Genomic DNA, 17,890 nt, shown 5'->3' with positions numbered 1-17,890 from the left:
TGTCTCTGGTGGGCAACTACGGACCCTCTTGATGCGGCCTTCCGTCCCCACCGCGACGACGGACGGCTCTGGCATGGCGACGACAGCGGGATGACCGTTGAGTTCGATTCTGAGACTGGACGGCTAATCAGTGTGGCAGTCAACGGCCAGAATCTGGAAGTCAGTCGAGAGTACAGACTCGCAACCAACTCCTCCGTCACAGCCAGCGATGACTGGCCGATTCCACACGAAGCAACCGCCGATTCGTTCGGTCCCCCGTTCAAGATCGCCGCAGACTACGCTCGCGAAGAGGGTATCACTGTCCGAGTAGGGGGACGACTCCGAGACTGCTGACTAGTTCTCGTTATGGATGGTCCCTTCTGTACTGCCTCCATCAGGCACCGACTGGCTTAGAACTACCCTGTAGTAACCAACAATACTTGCTAGCAACAGGCCTTGTTTAGACTCTTTCATAGACTGCCCCTATTCAGTCGATGTTCGGCGCAAGGATGGCCACAGAGACGTTTCCGCCTGCGTCTCTCGTGGCATAGATGTCACTGCTGGTGAATACCTTCTTAACGGTACGAAGTAAATGACCGCGCATGGGACTGCGCTGTGAGCTATTTGGACACGACTTCGGGGAGTCGACGATAGAGAAGTCGTATGACGAAGGCAAGCGCGGCACTGTTCTGACTGTTCGGGAATACAGGTCTTGCAAGCGCTGTGAGCATATCTGGGATATCTCTGAGAACCAAGGCCTGATATCGACCATAGAAGACTCGAAAGCAAATAGCGAGGAGTCGGATGACGTCGAACACAGAACCGAAACCAAGCGGCAAACGGGGGTGGGAGAGCATGCAGAGGACAGGGCTGAAGCGACAGACCCGATGCAGGCGACGGACGAACCGGAACCGACCGATACGCCCGCATCGACGGTGACCGTGTCAGACAACGTGGCAGAACCATCTCCAGATGCGGAGGCGAGTGGCGAGCCATCAGCGGCGACCGAATCGGCGCGTCTGGAGACGACCGATGACGCCGTGATACTGCCTGCGTCAGAGACACAAGAACCGGATGACGACAACTACACGCCGCCGAATAGTGACGGTGCAGTCATCATTGATGATGCTGCTACAGGCACGGCAGACTCGTCGTCTGAAACCCCCGAAAAATCGGATACTGGCAACGGTCGAGACGGGCATTCGCATACGGCGGCCCACTCAAAACATACTACAAGCGACTCGGTTCCGACGTATCAGTGTCCAAGGTGTGGGTTCGAGCTCCCCGTGAGTAAATCGTCGTTCTTTACCGGTGATGTGTGCCCACAGTGTCGGGTCGGCTACCTCGAGGACGTAGCGGATAGTGAGTCGTCGTCGCCCGATGCGGCGTAACTTCGTGGAGAGGTGGTCGATGTCAGCCGGTATTTTCGCGACTAGAGTCCGTTCAGTAGTTTTGAAACAGTAGTTTTCGGACGTCGTCTTTCGTCCGTGCGCTTACCGTGGAACCGTCGGGGAGTGTGACTTCGTATGGTTCGTCATTCTCGTCTGATCGGGTCCACTTCTCGTCATGTTCGGTTAACAAGCGGTTGGCAGCGGAAAGAGTGTCACTCGGAGTGTCGTCAGGTGCCTCGGTCGACTCGGCCGCGTCGGAGCTTTCGGTGGTGTCGGGCGACGAACTGGTCTGTGTCGACGTACTGTTCTGTGCGACGCCGTCGTCTGGCATGTCCCCTGCCCTAGTTGGGTTGGCGGCCGCCTCACCCTCATCCCCTTCGTTCGCTCTTTGTTCAGGTTCGATATCCGCGAGGCGAGCCGCAAGTTCACTCGTTCCAAGTGCTGAGAGGAGTTTCCCTCGCATCTCGTCGGCCTCAATACCGCTCCCGGGAACTTCCGGCACCTCAGACGCAATGTGTTGGAGCTCCGGATACTCAGCCGAGGCAATACGCTCGTAGTCGGTACGGCCTATGCCTTGCTCGTCTTCGAGCTTGTCCGGCGGTGTGTATGTGTCGAGGAGGTAGTCAACGACATCTTGCGTGCGAATATGACCGTATGTCTCGATGAATGCGTCTTCAAGATCATCCTTAACCGATGCCAAATCCGCCTGTTGCGTGTCTGTAATCTCGATCTCCGGCATTGCCTCCACCATCGGTCGCCCATCTCATAACTCGTTCCCTAAACGGCGAGAACTGACGGAACCATTGTATAGGAGAGACACGCATAGTGTAGTATGCGGTGTCCCCGCTGCGACTCCGACCTCAGCACGTATACGCTTGCGACCGCCGACCAGACAGCGATCGTCTGTGAATCGTGCGGCTTCGCGGACATCTCTGCGTCGCATCACAACGAGGCATCCCCTCCAGAGTCATGGGAATTCGCTCTCGCTCGTTTCAACCAGCATCCTGATTCTAACCTCGGTAAACCCGAAAATACTGGCCGTACACCCAGCGTTCCGATTCCAGAAAGGGACGAGCCCACAGACCGACCAGAGTTCTCGCTTGAACAGGCTGGTGTCGCGGTGGGTGTCTCTTTAGGGTCTGACGTGAACAAGCTCCGACAGGATGCCGCTGACGAACTGAACCGCGTTATCGACGAGAGGGAAACTGAACAGCGCAGAGCGGTTACAGCCAAATGCGACGAGAGCGACGAAAACAGTCAAAATACGGAAACTGAAGCCGATAAAAACGGGGCAGAAACCGAGTAGCCTCCGACGTCGGTTGTATTACCTGAAACGAGGACCAGTAGTGTATCCCGACTGACGCCGGTGAACCGTGCTTCTATTCGAGACCAACCGTTACTCGGCGGTGGTGTCAGGTTCTTCGGTCTGCTCGCTTTGCCCCTCGCGCTCTTCTTCCGACCGCGCTGCGACGAGTGCACCCTGTGCGACACTATATAGTGGATTCTCGGCTTGGCGGACGTCACTGATCGAGAACGGTATCTCAGATTCGTTGATCCGTTCGGCAAACAGCTCTTCGAAGCCGTCAGGACTGGATGTCCCACCAGTCACGACGACCGGGACATCTAGTCCCTCCTCGACATCTTCCTCATCGACCTCACTGATGATGTTTTCGATGACATAGTCGAGCAGATTGTCGTAATAGATACTCAGCGCACCTTCGATACCGCCGACGTCCGTCTCGAAATTGAGCGCGAAGTCTTCTTCTTTAACGGAGGTAACCTTATCTACGGGTGTGCCTGTTGCCTGTGCAGCCTGCTCGTCGATCCAGTCGCCACCACGTGCGATAGAGAACTTCATTACGGGGACCGCATAGTATGACAGACAAACGTTGGTCATTCCGGCGCCAAAGCTGATACCGAGTCCGGTGAACTCACGATTTGCAAGCTCGGAGTAGATGACGGCCATCCCTTCATTGATCGGTTCTGGGCTGTAGCCCATATCAGTGAGCAGGGATTCGATCGTCTTCTGATGATACAGTGTCGAGACATCGGCATCGATTGGGTCCGCAGGAACCGAGAAAAACAGGCGCTCGTTCGGGAACTCCGGCTGTCCCACCACCTGTTCAGTAATGAGCTTAATCATCGGGATCGCTGATTGCTCGTCGCTTGAGAGTATCCCGGCTTGCATCGGGCGGCGTGTCTCCTCACTGAAGATGTTCGCGAAATTCAGGGCGTCATCGCCAACGATGTAGACCCGGTCATCCTTGCGGATGTGGAGAACATCACTTCTCGACAGCATCTGTTCGGCCATGTCGCTGTAGTCAATTTCGACGAAAGAGTTCCGCTGCTGCACGAATACCGTCTCGTTACCGTCTTGACGTGCAGACAGGAGGTTCATCGTACCGACATCGAGACCTTGGGGCATACAGTTGTATTCCTCCCACCAAGTTGAAAAAACTATCCTGTTTTGTTCCAACAAGTAACCTTTTATTTATGAAAACTCAGATTGACTGACTCGTAGGGACATAATAATACGATCACACTCACGCAACGAGAGAAGCACAGCGGAGTGTCTGTGGAGGAGTTCAGTCCGCTTATTCAAAAAACCATGACCGAAGACGACTAACAATGCCTTGTTGCTCTTTGACACCGGTTTCCACATCGTCATCTTCGCCCTGCTCATTTCGAAACTGCGTGAGAGCGTTGACCTGATCTTCGGTGCCGGCGCTTCGCTCAGTCTTTGATTGGCCACCCTGTAGCTGCCTGAGCCCATCCACCGCGTCATCAACATCATTGCTGTCGGCTCGGGTCGTGGTTGCCTCAGAATTCTCGATAGCCGTCCGATCGAGGTCCGAGTCCGTTTCTGGCATATCCAGATTTAACCGCTTAGTTTTGGGCTGCTGTTCGACGCCACCCCACGATAGTTCCGCCCCTTCTAGTGCCTGTTCGATATCGTTGTCCACATCTGCTTTGCTGACAGACTCAGACTCGCTCTCGGCCGACTCAACCGGTTCAGTTGACTCGCCTGTGCTTGTCGCTTTCTCGAGGTAGTGTGCAACCAGCGCCGCCCCTGTCGAGGCCGCAAGCATGACCAGCCCAGTGGCGTAAACGCTGATTGTCCAGACGCTACCGTTGATTCCGCCACTATTCGTCCATCCATACGGAAAGACATCAACCAGAATTATGGTTGCGGCGAGACAGAATAACGTGCCAGCGGCACTAACGATCCGAGTTTTGAAACCGACCGGGAGGAGCACGACGACGCTCAACAGCACGGAGGGCAGTCCGATGAACCCGACGACGAGCGCAACCTCACGAATCTGCCAGTACAGTGTGCTCCCGGATTCTAGAACGTTACTGTACAGAAAGAGGCAGAATCCGACGATGGCAAGCGTGACCCCAGCGAAGAAGAGGCCAAATCCAACATAGATGTCTCGCTCTTTGGCTGGTTCACCGACATATTCGCGATAAAGCGATGTAAGCGTGTCACGATAGCCCGACACGGGATCGGCAGACTCGGGGGACCTGTCCGATGTAGATGCAGAGCTCATTCAATTTGTTATTTCGTTCGGATGGGTGTTAAAGATAGGCTTACCCTATCTCGTTCAATCCTGCCTGCAAGGGGGAGGGGAAGATGCAACACGCTGGTTCAGGTACGCGAGGGAGTCACTCCTTCCTTGATTGTGATCCCTTCGTTCTGAATGTGGATGAAAATAGTCTGTTCGGGTTCATCAGAGACTGTCACGGTAGCGACTGATTCGTGTTGTTGATCGAGAACGGCTTTAACCTTGTAGCAGCCAGCCTGTAGCAAGTTGACCGAACAGCCGGACTGGCCTGACAAGAGCTGATAGTGTGCCGTATGACAACACACTTTGTTGTCGTCGTATATTTCTATGCCGATATCACGCTTGGTATCCGTGGTGTTTCTGACGTGGAGGTCTTCACGCGCCAGACGCCACTGTTCACTGGTCGTCGAGAGAAGCTTACGACTGCTGGAGGGCATGTCGACATTGTACCTATGCTGCAGTTACGAATATGTCTTTTGGATGGACAGTACTTTCCCATGTCACTAATATAATACACATGTAATATTAATATGAAATGGTCTTCAAATGATACTTATTCAGGTCTAATCTGGTAACTTATTTCTCAAATATCTCGGAAGCACAAGAAGCTAAATAACAGTGCAGAGCACACGAAACTGGGGCGTCGATGTCAGGGTGTCACCCACAGACGCACAACACGCCTCCGTGACTACAAATACGTAGCAACGCCCCACCGGAGCGACCGTCGTCTCTGGGGGCGGCCGTACAAGGATTGGTCAATATGGTTCGACGGACTGCATAGACAGCCCTCTCAGTGGCCGGGTCGCCCGCACGAACCGGCTACCTAATGACAGGTTCAACCGGTAGTTACTGACCGGAGAAGCCTCCTTGGGAGTGGCTACGCTGTCGCATCAGTGGCGAACCGTCGCCGACAGCGACGACTCTGTCCTCGACTCGCGGCGTTCAACCAACATCGATGACTCATCACGACAGAACAAGTGAATCAGGTCAGGTTAACCGGTAATGCTCTGTGAGGTCTTGATAGTGTGTATGCGACACATATCCTGTGTGACGGCTGAACACGGCCGGTTCGAGACCGTCCATTTATATACTCCCCTCCCATCGGATATGATGCGAAGGTCGCACCGGGCAGCGAGCCCGGGTCGACACGCTCGGGTGGCCACCTAGGTCGGCCGAGCTACGAGAAATTCTCGCCTTCCCTTCTGGGGTTGGCGAGGTTTCATCCCATGAGGATTCCACCCCTGCGGTCCGCCGTCAAGATGGAATCTGATGTGAGCCCACGGACCCATGCAGTAGTCAACACTGGCGTAGGAACCAGTGTGTTAGCTTCCGACGGAGTGCAACCACTTCCGCCGCTGATGTATATCAGCACATTCCGGTTGATCCTGCCGGAGGCCATTGCTATCGGAGTCCGATTTAGCCATGCTAGTTGCACGAGTTTAGACTCGTAGCATATAGCTCAGTAACACGTGGCCAAACTACCCTACAGACCGCGATAACCTCGGGAAACTGAGGCCAATAGCGGATATTACTCTCAGGCTGGAGTGCCGAGAGTGAGAAACGTTCCGGCGCTGTAGGATGTGGCTGCGGCCGATTAGGTAGATGGTGGGGTAACGGCCCACCATGCCGATAATCGGTACAGGTTGTGAGAGCAAGAGCCTGGAGACGGTATCTGAGACAAGATACCGGGCCCTACGGGGCGCAGCAGGCGCGAAACCTTTACACTGCACGACAGTGCGATAGGGGGACTCCGAGTGTGAGGGCATATAGCCCTCGCTTTTCTGTACCGTAAGGTGGTACAGGAACAAGGACTGGGCAAGACCGGTGCCAGCCGCCGCGGTAATACCGGCAGTCCAAGTGATGGCCGATATTATTGGGCCTAAAGCGTCCGTAGCTTGCTGTGTAAGTCCATTGGGAAATCGACCAGCTCAACTGGTCGGCGTCCGGTGGAAACTACACAGCTTGGGGCCGAGAGACTCAACGGGTACGTCCGGGGTAGGAGTGAAATCCTGTAATCCTGGACGGACCACCAATGGGGAAACCACGTTGAGAGACCGGACCCGACAGTGAGGGACGAAAGCCAGGGTCTCGAACCGGATTAGATACCCGGGTAGTCCTGGCTGTAAACAATGCTCGCTAGGTATGTCACGCGCCATGAGCACGTGATGTGCCGTAGTGAAGACGATAAGCGAGCCGCCTGGGAAGTACGTCCGCAAGGATGAAACTTAAAGGAATTGGCGGGGGAGCACCACAACCGGAGGAGCCTGCGGTTTAATTGGACTCAACGCCGGACATCTCACCGGTCCCGACAGTAGTAATGACAGTCAGGTTGACGACTTTACTCGACGCTACTGAGAGGAGGTGCATGGCCGCCGTCAGCTCGTACCGTGAGGCGTCCTGTTAAGTCAGGCAACGAGCGAGACCCACACTTCTAGTTGCCAGCAACACCCCTGCGGTGGTTGGGTACACTAGGAGGACTGCCATTGCTAAAATGGAGGAAGGAATGGGCAACGGTAGGTCAGTATGCCCCGAATGGACCGGGCAACACGCGGGCTACAATGGCTATGACAGTGGGATGCAACGCCGAGAGGCGAAGCTAATCTCCAAACGTAGTCGTAGTTCGGATTGCGGGCTGAAACCCGCCCGCATGAAGCTGGATTCGGTAGTAATCGCGTGTCAGAAGCGCGCGGTGAATACGTCCCTGCTCCTTGCACACACCGCCCGTCAAAGCACCCGAGTGGGGTCCGGATGAGGCCGTCATGCGACGGTCGAATCTGGGCTCCGCAAGGGGGCTTAAGTCGTAACAAGGTAGCCGTAGAGGAATCTGCGGCTGGATCACCTCCTACTGACCGGGATCAGGGCTTTGCCCTGACCCACCTACATTGACTGGTGACCACAAGTCACCGCGAGTCGGTAAGCGCCGACTACTGCATGGGCCCGCTGGGCTCACACGACCTATCCGAGGCGGATATCCCCTCACGGGGATGTCGGGTGCAACTCCCGACGGGTCCGTACTTCGTACCACCGCCGAATCCGTCCCCTTAAGTGTGGGACGGCGTTCGAGTGTGGTACGACGACAGATGCACCAAGCCGGGTGAAACCGCGCTTGGGAAGGGTCGATTCGCCCACCATCTCCACCTTGGGGGCGAGAATGAAACCGTGTGTACGTGCGATCCAGGCGTCCACTGGACTCGTTCAGTTGAACGAGTCACAACGACGTTGGCTACTATGCCAGCTGGTGGATTGCTCGGCTCAGGCGCTGATGAAGGACGTGCCAAGCTGCGATAAGCCATGGGGAGCCGCACGGAGGCGAAGAACCATGGATTTCCGAATGAGAATCTCTCTAACAATTGCTTCGCGCAATGAGGAACCCCGAGAACTGAAACATCTCAGTATCGGGAGGAAAAGAAAACGCAATGTGATGTCGTCAGTAACCGCGAGTGAACGCGATACAGCCCAAACCGAAGCCCTCACGGGCAATGTGGTGTCAGGGCTACCTCTCATCAGCCGACCGTCTCGAGGAAGTCTCTTGGAACAGAGCGTGATACAGGGTGACAACCCCGTATTCGAGACCAGTAGGCTGTGCGGTAGTGCCAGAGTAGCGGGGGTTGGATATCCCTCGCGAATAACGCAGGCATCGACTGCGAAGGCTAAACACAACCTGAGACCGATAGTGAACAAGTAGTGTGAACGAACGCTGCAAAGTACCCTCAGAAGGGAGGCGAAATAGAGCATGAAATCAGTTGGCGATCGAGCGACAGGGCATACAAGGTCCCATGACGAATGAGGGAGACGCGAGTCTCCAGTAAGACTCACGGGAAGCCGATGTTCTGTCGTACGTTTTGAAAAACGAGCCAGGGAGTGTGTCTGTATGGCAAGTCTAACCGGAGTATCCGGGGAGGCACAGGGAAACCGACATGGCCGCAGGGCTTTGCCCGAGGGCCGCCGTCTTCAAGGGCGGGGAGCCATATGGACACGACCCGAATCCGGACGATCTACGCATGGACAAGATGAAGCGTGCCGAAAGGCACGTGGAAGTCTGTTAGAGTTGGTGTCCTACAATACCCTCTCGTGATCTATGTGTAGGGGTGAAAGGCCCATCGAGTCCGGCAACAGCTGGTTCCAATCGAAACATGTCGAAGCATGACCTCCGCCGAGGTAGTCTGTGGGGTAGAGCGACCGATTGGTGTGTCCGCCTCCGAGAGGAGTCGGCACACCTGTCAAACTCCAAACCTACAGACGCTGTTTGACGCGGGGATTCCGGTGCGCGGGGTAAGCCTGTGTACCAGGAGGGGAACAACCCAGAGATAGGTTAAGGTCCCCAAGTGTGGATTAAGTGTAATCCTCTGAAGGTGGTCTCGAGCCCTAGACAGCCGGGAGGTGAGCTTAGAAGCAGCTACCCTCTAAGAAAAGCGTAACAGCTTACCGGCCGAGGTTTGAGGCGCCCAAAATGATCGGGACTCAAATCCACCACCGAGACCTGTCCGTACCACTGATACTGGTAATCGAGTAGATTGGCGCTCGCATTGGGTGGAAGCAGGGATGAGAATTCCTGTGGACCGATGCGTGACGAAAATCCTGGCCATAGTAGCAGCGATAGTCGGGTGAGAACCCCGACGGCCTAATGGATAAGGGTTCCTCAGCACTGCTGATCAGCTGAGGGTTAGCCGGTCCTAAGTCTCACCGCAACTCGACTGAGACGAAATGGGAAACGGGTTAATATTCCCGTGCCATCATGCAGTGAAAGTTGACGCCCTGGGGTCGATCACGCCGGGCTTTCGCCCGGTCGAACCGTCAAACTCCGTGGAAACCGTAATGGTACGAAGCGGACGAACGGCGGCATAGGGAAACGTGATTCAACCTGGGGCCCATGAAAAGACGAGCATGATGTCCGTACCGAGAACCGACACAGGTGTCCATGGCGGCGAAAGCCAAGGCCTGTCGGGAGCAACCAACGTTAGGGAATTCGGCAAGTTAGTCCCGTACCTTCGGAAGAAGGGATGCCTGCTCCGGAACGGAGCAGGTCGCAGTGACTCGGAAGCTCGGACTGTCTAGTAACAACATAGGTGACCGCAAATCCGCAAGGACTCGTACGGTCACTGAATCCTGCCCAGTGCAGGTATCTGAACACCTCGTACAAGAGGACGAAGGACCTGTCAACGGCGGGGTAACTATGACCCTCTTAAGGTAGCGTAGTACCTTGCCGCATCAGTAGCGGCTTGCATGAATGGATTAACCAGAGCTTCACTGTCCCAACGTTGGGCCCGGTGAACTGTACATTCCAGTGCGGAGTCTGGAGACACCCAGGGGGAAGCGAAGACCCTATGGAGCTTTACTGCAGGCTGTCGCTGAGACGTGGTCGCCGATGTGCAGCATAGGTAGGAGACATTACACAGGTACCCGCGCTAGCGGGCCACCGAGTCAACAGTGAAATACTACCCGTCGGTGACTGCGACTCTCACTCCGGGAGGAGGACACCGATAGCCGGGCAGTTTGACTGGGGCGGTACGCGCTCGAAAAGATATCGAGCGCGCCCTATGGCTATCTCAGCCGGGACAGAGACCCGGCGAAGAGTGCAAGAGCAAAAGATAGCTTGACAGTGTTCTTCCCAACGAGGAACGCTGACGCGAAAGCGTGGTCTAGCGAACCAATTAGCCTGCTTGATGCGGGCAATTGATGACAGAAAAGCTACCCTAGGGATAACAGAGTCGTCACTCGCAAGAGCACATATCGACCGAGTGGCTTGCTACCTCGATGTCGGTTCCCTCCATCCTGCCCGTGCAGAAGCGGGCAAGGGTGAGGTTGTTCGCCTATTAAAGGAGGTCGTGAGCTGGGTTTAGACCGTCGTGAGACAGGTCGGCTGCTATCTACTGGGTGTGTAATGGTGTCTGACAAGAACGACCGTATAGTACGAGAGGAACTACGGTTGGTGGCCACTGGTGTACCGGTTGTTCGAGAGAGCACGTGCCGGGTAGCCACGCCACACGGGGTAAGAGCTGAACGCATCTAAGCTCGAAACCCACTTGGAAAAGAGACACCGCAGAGGTCCCGCGTACAAGACGCGGTCGATAGACTCGGGGTGTGCGCGTCGAGGTAACGAGACGTTAAGCCCACGAGCACTAACAGACCAAAGCCATCATTCATACGCACTGTGACTCATTCACCGACGAATTATCTCGTCGCTGACCGAGTCCAGGCGCAAACTGGATCGCACGGACACACGGTGGAGTGTTGATCGAGACTGGTACTTTCACGGTTCGATTCCGTGACTCGACGTTAGGCGGCCATAGCGGTGGGGTTGCCTCCCGTACCCATCCCGAACACGGAAGATAAGCCCACCAGCGTTCCGGGGAGTACTGGAGTGCGCGAGCCTCTGGGAAACGCGGTTCGCCGCCACCATTCATACCTATCATAGCCCACTCAGGAGAGGGATCTCTCTGGAGTGGGCTTTCTGTATTTCTAAGCAGTTGAACCATTCCGTAAGTGTGTAATCCTCACAACTGTAATTGAGTATATCACTTGCAAACCGAACACCGCTTCTGATAGATGGCATTATTCATTCAAATCAGCCGAATTAGTGTCACTCTCTACAAATTAGCGCCATAATCTTATACCAGCTGACGACAACCACTCAGTACAGTGAGCCAATCAGCAGAGATTTCAGTTCTTCATGTTGATGACGACCCTGATATTGCGGACCTGACAGCCGATATGCTTGCAGAACAAGCAGGCCAGTTTACCATCGAGACGGCAATGAGCGCAAGCGAAGGTCTATACCGACTTGCCGAAAGTGACGTTGACTGTATTGTGAGCGACTACCAGATGCCTGGCCGGAATGGCATTGAGTTCCTTGAAACGGTACGCGAAGAGTACCCTGATATACCGTTTATCCTCTATACTGGCGAAGGGAGTGAGGCCGTCGCAAGTGACGCAATTTCAGCCGGTGTCACGGACTACCTACAAAAAGAAACCGGGACCGGACAGTACACTGTCTTGGCAAACAGGATTCACAATGCGGTGGAGAAGCGACGGAGTGAACGGGCTCACCAGCGACACCTCGAAGCTATTAAAACGGCCCACGAAGGTATCAGCATCCTCGATGAACAGGGCTACTTTCGCTACGTCAATGAGGCATATGCCGACCTTTACCGGTATGATCCTCAAGAGTTGGTCGGCAAGCACTGGGAAGTAGTCTACCCTGCTGACGAGGTGAATCTCGCCCATGAAGAGATATTGCCAACGGTCGAAGAAACGGGCTCTTGGTCTGGGATAACGACTGGACTCCGGTCCGATGGGAGCACGTTCCGCGAGGACCATCGAGTCGCTGCAACCGATCACAATGAACTCGTCTGTACCGTGCAGGATATCACCGAACGCAAACAGCGCGAGCAAGAGCTTGGTCGGACAAGTACCGTTCTCCGGACGATCATTGATAATCTTCCAATGGGCGTGCTGGTTGAAGATGCTGACAGCAACGTGCTCATGGCAAATGACCAGTTGGGGGAAACACTTGGCATGTCACGCACTGGTGATGAACTCATTGGGCGCGACTGCGGCACAGCAGCCCATGAGGTCAAAGATCTGTTTGCCGACCCTGAAAGATTCATTAACGACATAACGGAGCGACTTGAGCAGCGGGAGCCCGTTCAAAACAAAGAACTAAGCCTCGCTGATGGTCGCATACTCGAACGAGACTACGTGCCGTACAGCCTACCCAGCGGTGAGGGGAACCTGTGGCTGTACCGCGAAGCAACAGAACGGAAGCATCGTGAGCAGAAACTAAATACCCGCCTCAAGGCCATGGAAGCCTCGATTGATGGAATCGGGCTACTCAACAGTGATGGTGAGTACAGTTACATCAACGAAGCCCACGCTGACATCTATGGGTATGATGATCCAGAGACTTTTATCGGCGAGACGTGGCGGATGTGCTACGACGACGCGACAGTAGCTCATTTCGAGGAAGAAATCGTTCCGAAACTGCGTGAGACCGGCCGTTGGCGCGGCGAAGCCACCGGTACCCGCAGAGATGGAAGTACATTCCCACAGGAGCTGTCCCTTGCAGTCACTGACGAGGATCAAATAATATGTATTGTCCGTGACATTACAGAGCGCAAAGAACATGAAGAGACATTGGAACAATTACATGATGCCACACGGGATCTGCTGACGGCAACGAGCACTGAAGAGGTGGCGACGATTGCGTCTGAAACCGCTACACAGGTCCTGAAACATCCGATGAACGGCGTCCATCTATACGACGCAGAAGCGGACGCACTCGTCCCCGCGATATGCTCAGATGAGACGAGAGACCTCCTCGGTGGCCCGCCACCTACACTTGATCTTAATGACAGCTTAGCAGGACAAGTCTACCAAGCGGGGGACCCACAGAACTATCCCGATCTTCAAGACATCGAAGACACGATTATTGCTGACACGCCGTTTCGCAGTGAATACATTTGTCCGCTTGGGGCCCACGGCGTGTTTATCGTCTCGTCACAAACGCCAGACGCGTTCGACGCTACTGATAGAGCACTCACCGAGGTCTTCAGTGCCAATGTCGAAGCCGCCTTTGACCACGTTGAGCAGCGACAGCAACTGGAGCGTGAACGTGACAGGCTAGATAAATTCGCTAGCATTATTTCTCACGATCTTCGCAACCCATTGAGCGTTGCAACGGGACACTTGGAATTAGTGCAGATGGAGTGTGATTGCGACCGTCTTGATGAGATTGCTCAGGCACACAGCAGGATGGAGAGACTTATTGACGAAATCTTAACGCTTGCTCAAGAGGGCGAAGTCGTTGACACACCGGAAGCAGTTAATCTCGCTGACGTGGTTGGCGACTGCTGGCGGAGCATTGAAACAGGCGACGCGACATTCACGGTCGAGACGACGCAAACGCTTCAAGCTGATCCGAACCGACTGCGGCAACTACTAAAAAACCTGCTTCAAAATGCGGTCCAACACGGTGCTGAAGGAGAAGTTATCATCGGTGAGATAACTGAGGGCGGCTTCTACATCGCCGATGACGGCCCGGGCATTCCAGTGGATGAACGCGAGACCGTCTTCGAGGCTGGGTATTCAAATACAGCTGACGGGACGGGGTTCGGGATGAACATCGTACAGGAAATTGTTGAGGCGCACGGATGGGACATCACGATTACCGAGAGTAGGGCTGGTGGAGCACGAATAGAGATTACAACGCTGAGTGAACAGACCAGTGACTGAGATGTGAGGCAACTGTACTGAACTCTCGAAAATTCCTCTACAGTGTCGTTCTTATCTAGCCACCCACTCAAACCCCCGTCACATCGTCGAGATGTACGCCTCAACGAGTGATGCCTCGGCTTTACGCAACCTGTACGACACTGGAGCGCGGCCAATCGAGTTCTGCTGCAACCTCATCAAGAGTCGTCTCGCGGGGTGTCTCATAGACCCCTTTTCGGCGGCTAGTTCGAGCACCCGGCTCCGCTCAGGCCGAATAGAAACTGAGTCGAACAGCGTGAGTAACGGACCGGTCGCGTCGCTGACGTGGTCAAAGTGGAAAGACAATCCATTTTGGAGCAAGCCGCCCAGCGTGTCGTACAGCATGCCGACTTTTTTTTATCATCCGCCATGAGGATGCGCCAGCACTCAGTGTTCTCCTCTCGGATAATTTCGAAAAGTAGCACCCCAGTTATGTACCGGTTAGTAACCGTCGGGACTGAGTCGCAGTGGACAAAATCCTCAAATAACTGTAGACGAGACTTCGCTGAGACCGTTTTCGAGCACGTCGCTGTAGTGGCGGCCACCGCAGATGCGGTCGCTGATACTTGTTGGTTGTACGTCGAGTCCGTCAACAGCGTCGTCGCGTCTTCACCGATTGAACTGGCCCCGTTATTCGGTCTAACCGCCAGAGTTGTGCGTTCCCCATCGAACAGATGAACGTCGTCGAACGGGCTTCCGGTGTCTCGATGAACAGATCGATTAGCTCGTCGACACCATCCTCGTACCGGATCTCGAACACAAACTCCCGCACCTAGACCATTTTGAGTGTAGATCGGACAGCCAATTTCGGTTCCCGTTGTTCGCTCCCAAGGTCCATGGAGTTCGCGTATATGCTGACACCGTAGCCGTCGCCTCCCGTAGTTGTCGTAAGACAAGGCAAACTACAGGCCCCCACGGCAAGAATACAGCCACATGAGAGACACTACAACTGATGACTCTCTTCCGTGGTTCGTCAAAGTTGTTATCGCGATTACGCTGTTGGTACTCCTCTTTATTATCGGTATTGACCTGCTAGCGTTTGCCGAAGCTTGGTAACCAGTAGGCAGTACCCAGCCCAACACTGCGTCAATGGCTGCTGGTTTCTGTGTATAGTTGTCCGTCGCCAAGGGTAGCACACAAGACCTCGACCCGGGTGACGACGGTACGCGACAGCAGCAGCGGTTGCAGCGTGCTGTCTTTGGCCACGGTCGTACGGTCCTCTGGGACGTTAGGGCCGCTGAAAGCCGAGTACAGCGTGATGAAGTACGCCGCGACCAGCGGCAACAATAGCGACGCGCCGATAGTCATCAGGTTCAGCGGCAGCCTCGAGACAATGGCGTCCTGAACGGTGGTGCCCGTTGCTGGGTCGACGGCGGGGTCCATGAGTATCGCGATGACGGCGACGAGGTTGTAGGTCATGACCGCCGCTCCGAGAGAAGCTTAGCTCCCATTTTGTCGAGCGACAAGGATACGGTTTACTTGGCGAGTGACTTTCAAGGTGATACTGTGTCCGCTCTACCGTCGGACTGCTACCACGGTGAATGGCAGCAACGTGGCCGCACGTAGAGCTTGCCGCAAGAATCCCAGCATCGGCCGCTTGTTGGCGACTGTAAATGAGTGCGGATGTCTTGTCTGTATTGCACAATAGAAAGAATATTACGCACACGGCACTAAGTACAGGTATGGACAGAAATGTCGGTGCTACGGACAAGCGCGTCAGAATCGGATTGGGTGCCATCGCCGGGCTCGTCTCGATTGCGATACTGGCGGGCGTACTCTCGCTCCCGTTACTGGTAGCTCCTGTTCTGGGACTCGGTGCAGTGATACTGCTCGTGACCGGTCTGACGGGGTTCTGTGGCCTGTACTCGCTACTCGGTATGGACACATGTCCAGCCGACACCCGGTGAGGATTTATCAGTAATCCCGAAATTGTAGACAACGAGCGGCTTTAGCTACTCCAAAACAAACATCTGAGAACGTGAAACAGCTGTTGGCACGAATCTTCGCGATACCCAGTTGCTCCTGAACTTCCCTCGTAGTGACGCGTCTCTCGCCGATACGCACACCCCTGTTTGCTGCTTCCAGCACGAACATCCCGCAGGTACATGCAGTGTCGAGTTCTAACTGTGCGACGAGATCCCGGGAGAGCCACTGCCGTCTGGTCCCTGAGTCGGTCATATCGACTTGACGCTGTGGGAGACGATTGAGGAACCGTTCTGATAGCCTTGGAACCGTCGACCGAGCCCCAACACCAAGTCGAGTTCGTCCGCGAGTATCGGCTCAGCGAGACGGTTGATGTCGGTCAGGCAGTGCTCACCGTCCGCGTCGAACGTGACGATAACCTCGGCCGTACTCTCACGGAAGCCGCGTTTGACCGCCTCGAGACAGTGACTGTGGCTTGGCCGCCAGCGTCCGGCTACAGTGTGCCGACCATGCTACCGTTCACCCGGACTCACACTGCCCGGGGCGGCGGGACGAGGAAAACGTTCCCCGCTGCCCGTGCGACAATCTCCTCCGAGACGCTGCCCAGCAGGAGTCGCCGGATGCGGCTTCGCCCCTTTGCTCCGACGAGGACTGTCGACGGCGTTCCCTCCGCTTCGACGGCGAGGATTTCGTCAGCGGGGTCGCCTTGCCGGACCTCGGTTCGCGTCTCGATATCCCAGTTTTCGAGCGTGCTCGCGTGCTCGGCTAGCCGCTCACGCGGGTCGATACCGGCGTCAGCTCCCTCGTCTTTCGGCGACTGGACGTGAACGAGCGTTGCCTCCTCGGTTGCGTGGCGGAGGTATGAGAAGGCGTCGAACGCTCGGTCAGCGTGCTCGGAAAAATCTGTCGCGAAGAGGATTCGCTGAAAGAGGTGTTCGCGGAGGACGTCGGGGTCGTCGGTCGCCCGTTCGATGCGGTTGACCAGCAGTGGAACGACAGTGGTCCGTGCGAGGTTGCGTGCGGTCGAGCCGATGATACGGTTCTCTAGCGGGCTCTGGCCCCGTGACCCGACGACTGACATGTCGGCCTGAACGGTCTCGGCGATACCGTTGATACGGCGATACGGCGTTCCACGGACAACGTGGGTCTCGACGTCGAATCCCGCCCCTTCTATCACGGTTCGATACCGATCTAACCCCCGCTGACGGCGCCCGTCGAAGTCCACGCCGGGCATCCCGGAATGGACGTTTGCCGGAACAACTGTCACGAGATGAATCGTATCGATTCCGATACGTCCCAGACATTCGAGACAGGTTTCGTTCTCTATTGCAGCCTCACTGGCGGCCGATAGGTCGGTCGCACACAGGGCCCTCATATCGGCCACTTCGCCGGGGACCGACAACATAGTTCGGTTCGGTTTGCGCCTGCGCGCACACTCGGTCGGAAACCGACTGGTTTTGAAACTACATGCACCGTTACGTTATCTATAACTTACCGGTACTCCAGTCGAGGTTACTCGAATATAGTATTGTGCGACATTCCCAAAACCGTTATACCCGTGAACCGGATAGAAGGTATTGAATAGAAATGTGGCAACAACGAACTACCGAGCCTGACAGTCGGAGGATGAATCGATGGCTGGACTAGAAGTACCCACTTGGGACCCAGAGACAGCCTTGCTCATCGGAACGATTCTACTGGAGGCAATCGTACTGTACGTGGGGTATGGAGGTATGGAGCGGCTCTTCGGACCCTATTTAATGAAGCTCCTGATCGGGGGTG

12 protein-coding genes, 3 rRNA genes and 1 pseudogene are annotated in these 17,890 nt (G+C 55.3%); 9 read left to right on the top strand and 7 right to left on the bottom strand.

Translation table 11 applies throughout. From position 1 onward, the window contains the following. Positions 1–90: 90 nt before the first annotated feature. The gene (locus tag Har1129_RS21035) at positions 91–333 is read left to right on the top strand and encodes a hypothetical protein (protein WP_225307879.1); all 243 of its coding nucleotides are present in this window, start codon (positions 91–93) and stop codon (positions 331–333) included. 248 nt (positions 334–581) lie between these two features. After that, complete coding sequence (locus Har1129_RS19395) at positions 582–1,370, top strand: hypothetical protein (protein ID WP_151102453.1); 789 nt, start codon at positions 582–584, stop codon at positions 1,368–1,370. 52 nt (positions 1,371–1,422) lie between these two features. Here Har1129_RS19395 and Har1129_RS19390 read toward each other — a convergent pair whose 3' ends face one another. Continuing rightward, entirely contained in the window at positions 1,423–2,109 is a 687-nt protein-coding gene (locus Har1129_RS19390; protein ID WP_225307878.1) for a hypothetical protein, read from the bottom strand. Positions 2,110–2,202: 93 nt separating this feature from the next. Between Har1129_RS19390 and Har1129_RS19385 the strand changes: the two genes are divergently transcribed. Then, positions 2,203–2,676, top strand: a complete 474-nt coding sequence (locus Har1129_RS19385) for a hypothetical protein (RefSeq protein ID WP_151102451.1) — start codon at positions 2,203–2,205, stop codon at positions 2,674–2,676. A 90-nt stretch (positions 2,677–2,766) separates the two neighbouring features. Here the strand turns inward: Har1129_RS19385 and Har1129_RS19380 are convergent, their stop codons facing one another. The 3 genes from Har1129_RS19380 to Har1129_RS19370 all read right to left on the bottom strand — a co-directional run bounded on the left by Har1129_RS19380 (position 2,767) and on the right by Har1129_RS19370 (position 5,373). Further along, positions 2,767–3,795 (bottom strand): hypothetical protein, encoded by a 1,029-nt coding sequence (locus tag Har1129_RS19380; RefSeq protein ID WP_151102450.1) that lies wholly within the window; start codon positions 3,793–3,795, stop codon positions 2,767–2,769. 169 nt (positions 3,796–3,964) lie between these two features. Beyond that, positions 3,965–4,873: a permease gene (locus Har1129_RS19375; protein WP_151102613.1), complete on the bottom strand. Its 909-nt coding sequence runs from the start codon at positions 4,871–4,873 to the stop codon at positions 3,965–3,967. A gap of 146 nt (positions 4,874–5,019) precedes the next feature. Next, positions 5,020–5,373, bottom strand: a complete 354-nt coding sequence (locus Har1129_RS19370; protein ID WP_151102449.1) for a hypothetical protein — start codon at positions 5,371–5,373, stop codon at positions 5,020–5,022. A gap of 935 nt (positions 5,374–6,308) precedes the next feature. On the opposite strand from Har1129_RS19370, the gene Har1129_RS19365 reads away from it, so the two are divergent. The 5 genes from Har1129_RS19365 to Har1129_RS21265 all read left to right on the top strand — a co-directional run bounded on the left by Har1129_RS19365 (position 6,309) and on the right by Har1129_RS21265 (position 15,241). Then, positions 6,309–7,780 (top strand): 16S ribosomal RNA (locus Har1129_RS19365). Between the two features lie 369 nt (positions 7,781–8,149). Beyond that, positions 8,150–11,079: ribosomal RNA gene (locus Har1129_RS19360) — 23S ribosomal RNA — on the top strand. A 133-nt stretch (positions 11,080–11,212) separates the two neighbouring features. Beyond that, positions 11,213–11,335: ribosomal RNA gene (gene rrf / locus Har1129_RS19355) — 5S ribosomal RNA — on the top strand. The 16S, 23S and 5S rRNA genes sit together here, the layout of an rRNA operon. 240 nt (positions 11,336–11,575) lie before the next feature. Beyond that, complete coding sequence (locus Har1129_RS19350; protein ID WP_151102448.1) at positions 11,576–14,167, top strand: PAS domain S-box protein; 2,592 nt, start codon at positions 11,576–11,578, stop codon at positions 14,165–14,167. 951 nt (positions 14,168–15,118) lie between these two features. Beyond that, a complete protein-coding gene (locus tag Har1129_RS21265; RefSeq protein ID WP_255518369.1) occupies positions 15,119–15,241 on the top strand; it encodes a hypothetical protein in 123 nt (40 codons plus the stop codon). A 159-nt stretch (positions 15,242–15,400) separates the two neighbouring features. Here the strand turns inward: Har1129_RS21265 and Har1129_RS21395 are convergent. Beyond that, positions 15,401–15,607 (bottom strand): annotated as a pseudogene (locus Har1129_RS21395) (cytochrome D ubiquinol oxidase subunit II); the annotation flags it as partial. Between the two features lie 260 nt (positions 15,608–15,867). Between Har1129_RS21395 and Har1129_RS19335 the strand changes: the two are divergent. Further along, on the top strand, positions 15,868–16,092 hold the full coding sequence (locus Har1129_RS19335) for a DUF2892 domain-containing protein (RefSeq protein WP_151102447.1): 225 nt from the start codon (positions 15,868–15,870) through the stop codon (positions 16,090–16,092). A gap of 267 nt (positions 16,093–16,359) precedes the next feature. On the opposite strand, the gene Har1129_RS21390 is transcribed toward Har1129_RS19335, so the two are convergent. Then, positions 16,360–16,524: a hypothetical protein gene (locus Har1129_RS21390; protein ID WP_151102612.1), complete on the bottom strand. Its 165-nt coding sequence runs from the start codon at positions 16,522–16,524 to the stop codon at positions 16,360–16,362. A gap of 113 nt (positions 16,525–16,637) precedes the next feature. Then, a complete protein-coding gene (locus Har1129_RS19325) occupies positions 16,638–17,483 on the bottom strand; it encodes a universal stress protein (protein WP_151102446.1) in 846 nt (281 codons plus the stop codon). Between the last annotated feature and the right edge of the window lie 407 nt (positions 17,484–17,890).

It is taken from the genome of Haloarcula sp. CBA1129, from assembly GCF_008729015.1.
Taxonomy (GTDB): domain Archaea; phylum Halobacteriota; class Halobacteria; order Halobacteriales; family Haloarculaceae; genus Haloarcula.
This window is presented reverse-complemented; position numbering and strand designations above follow the sequence as displayed.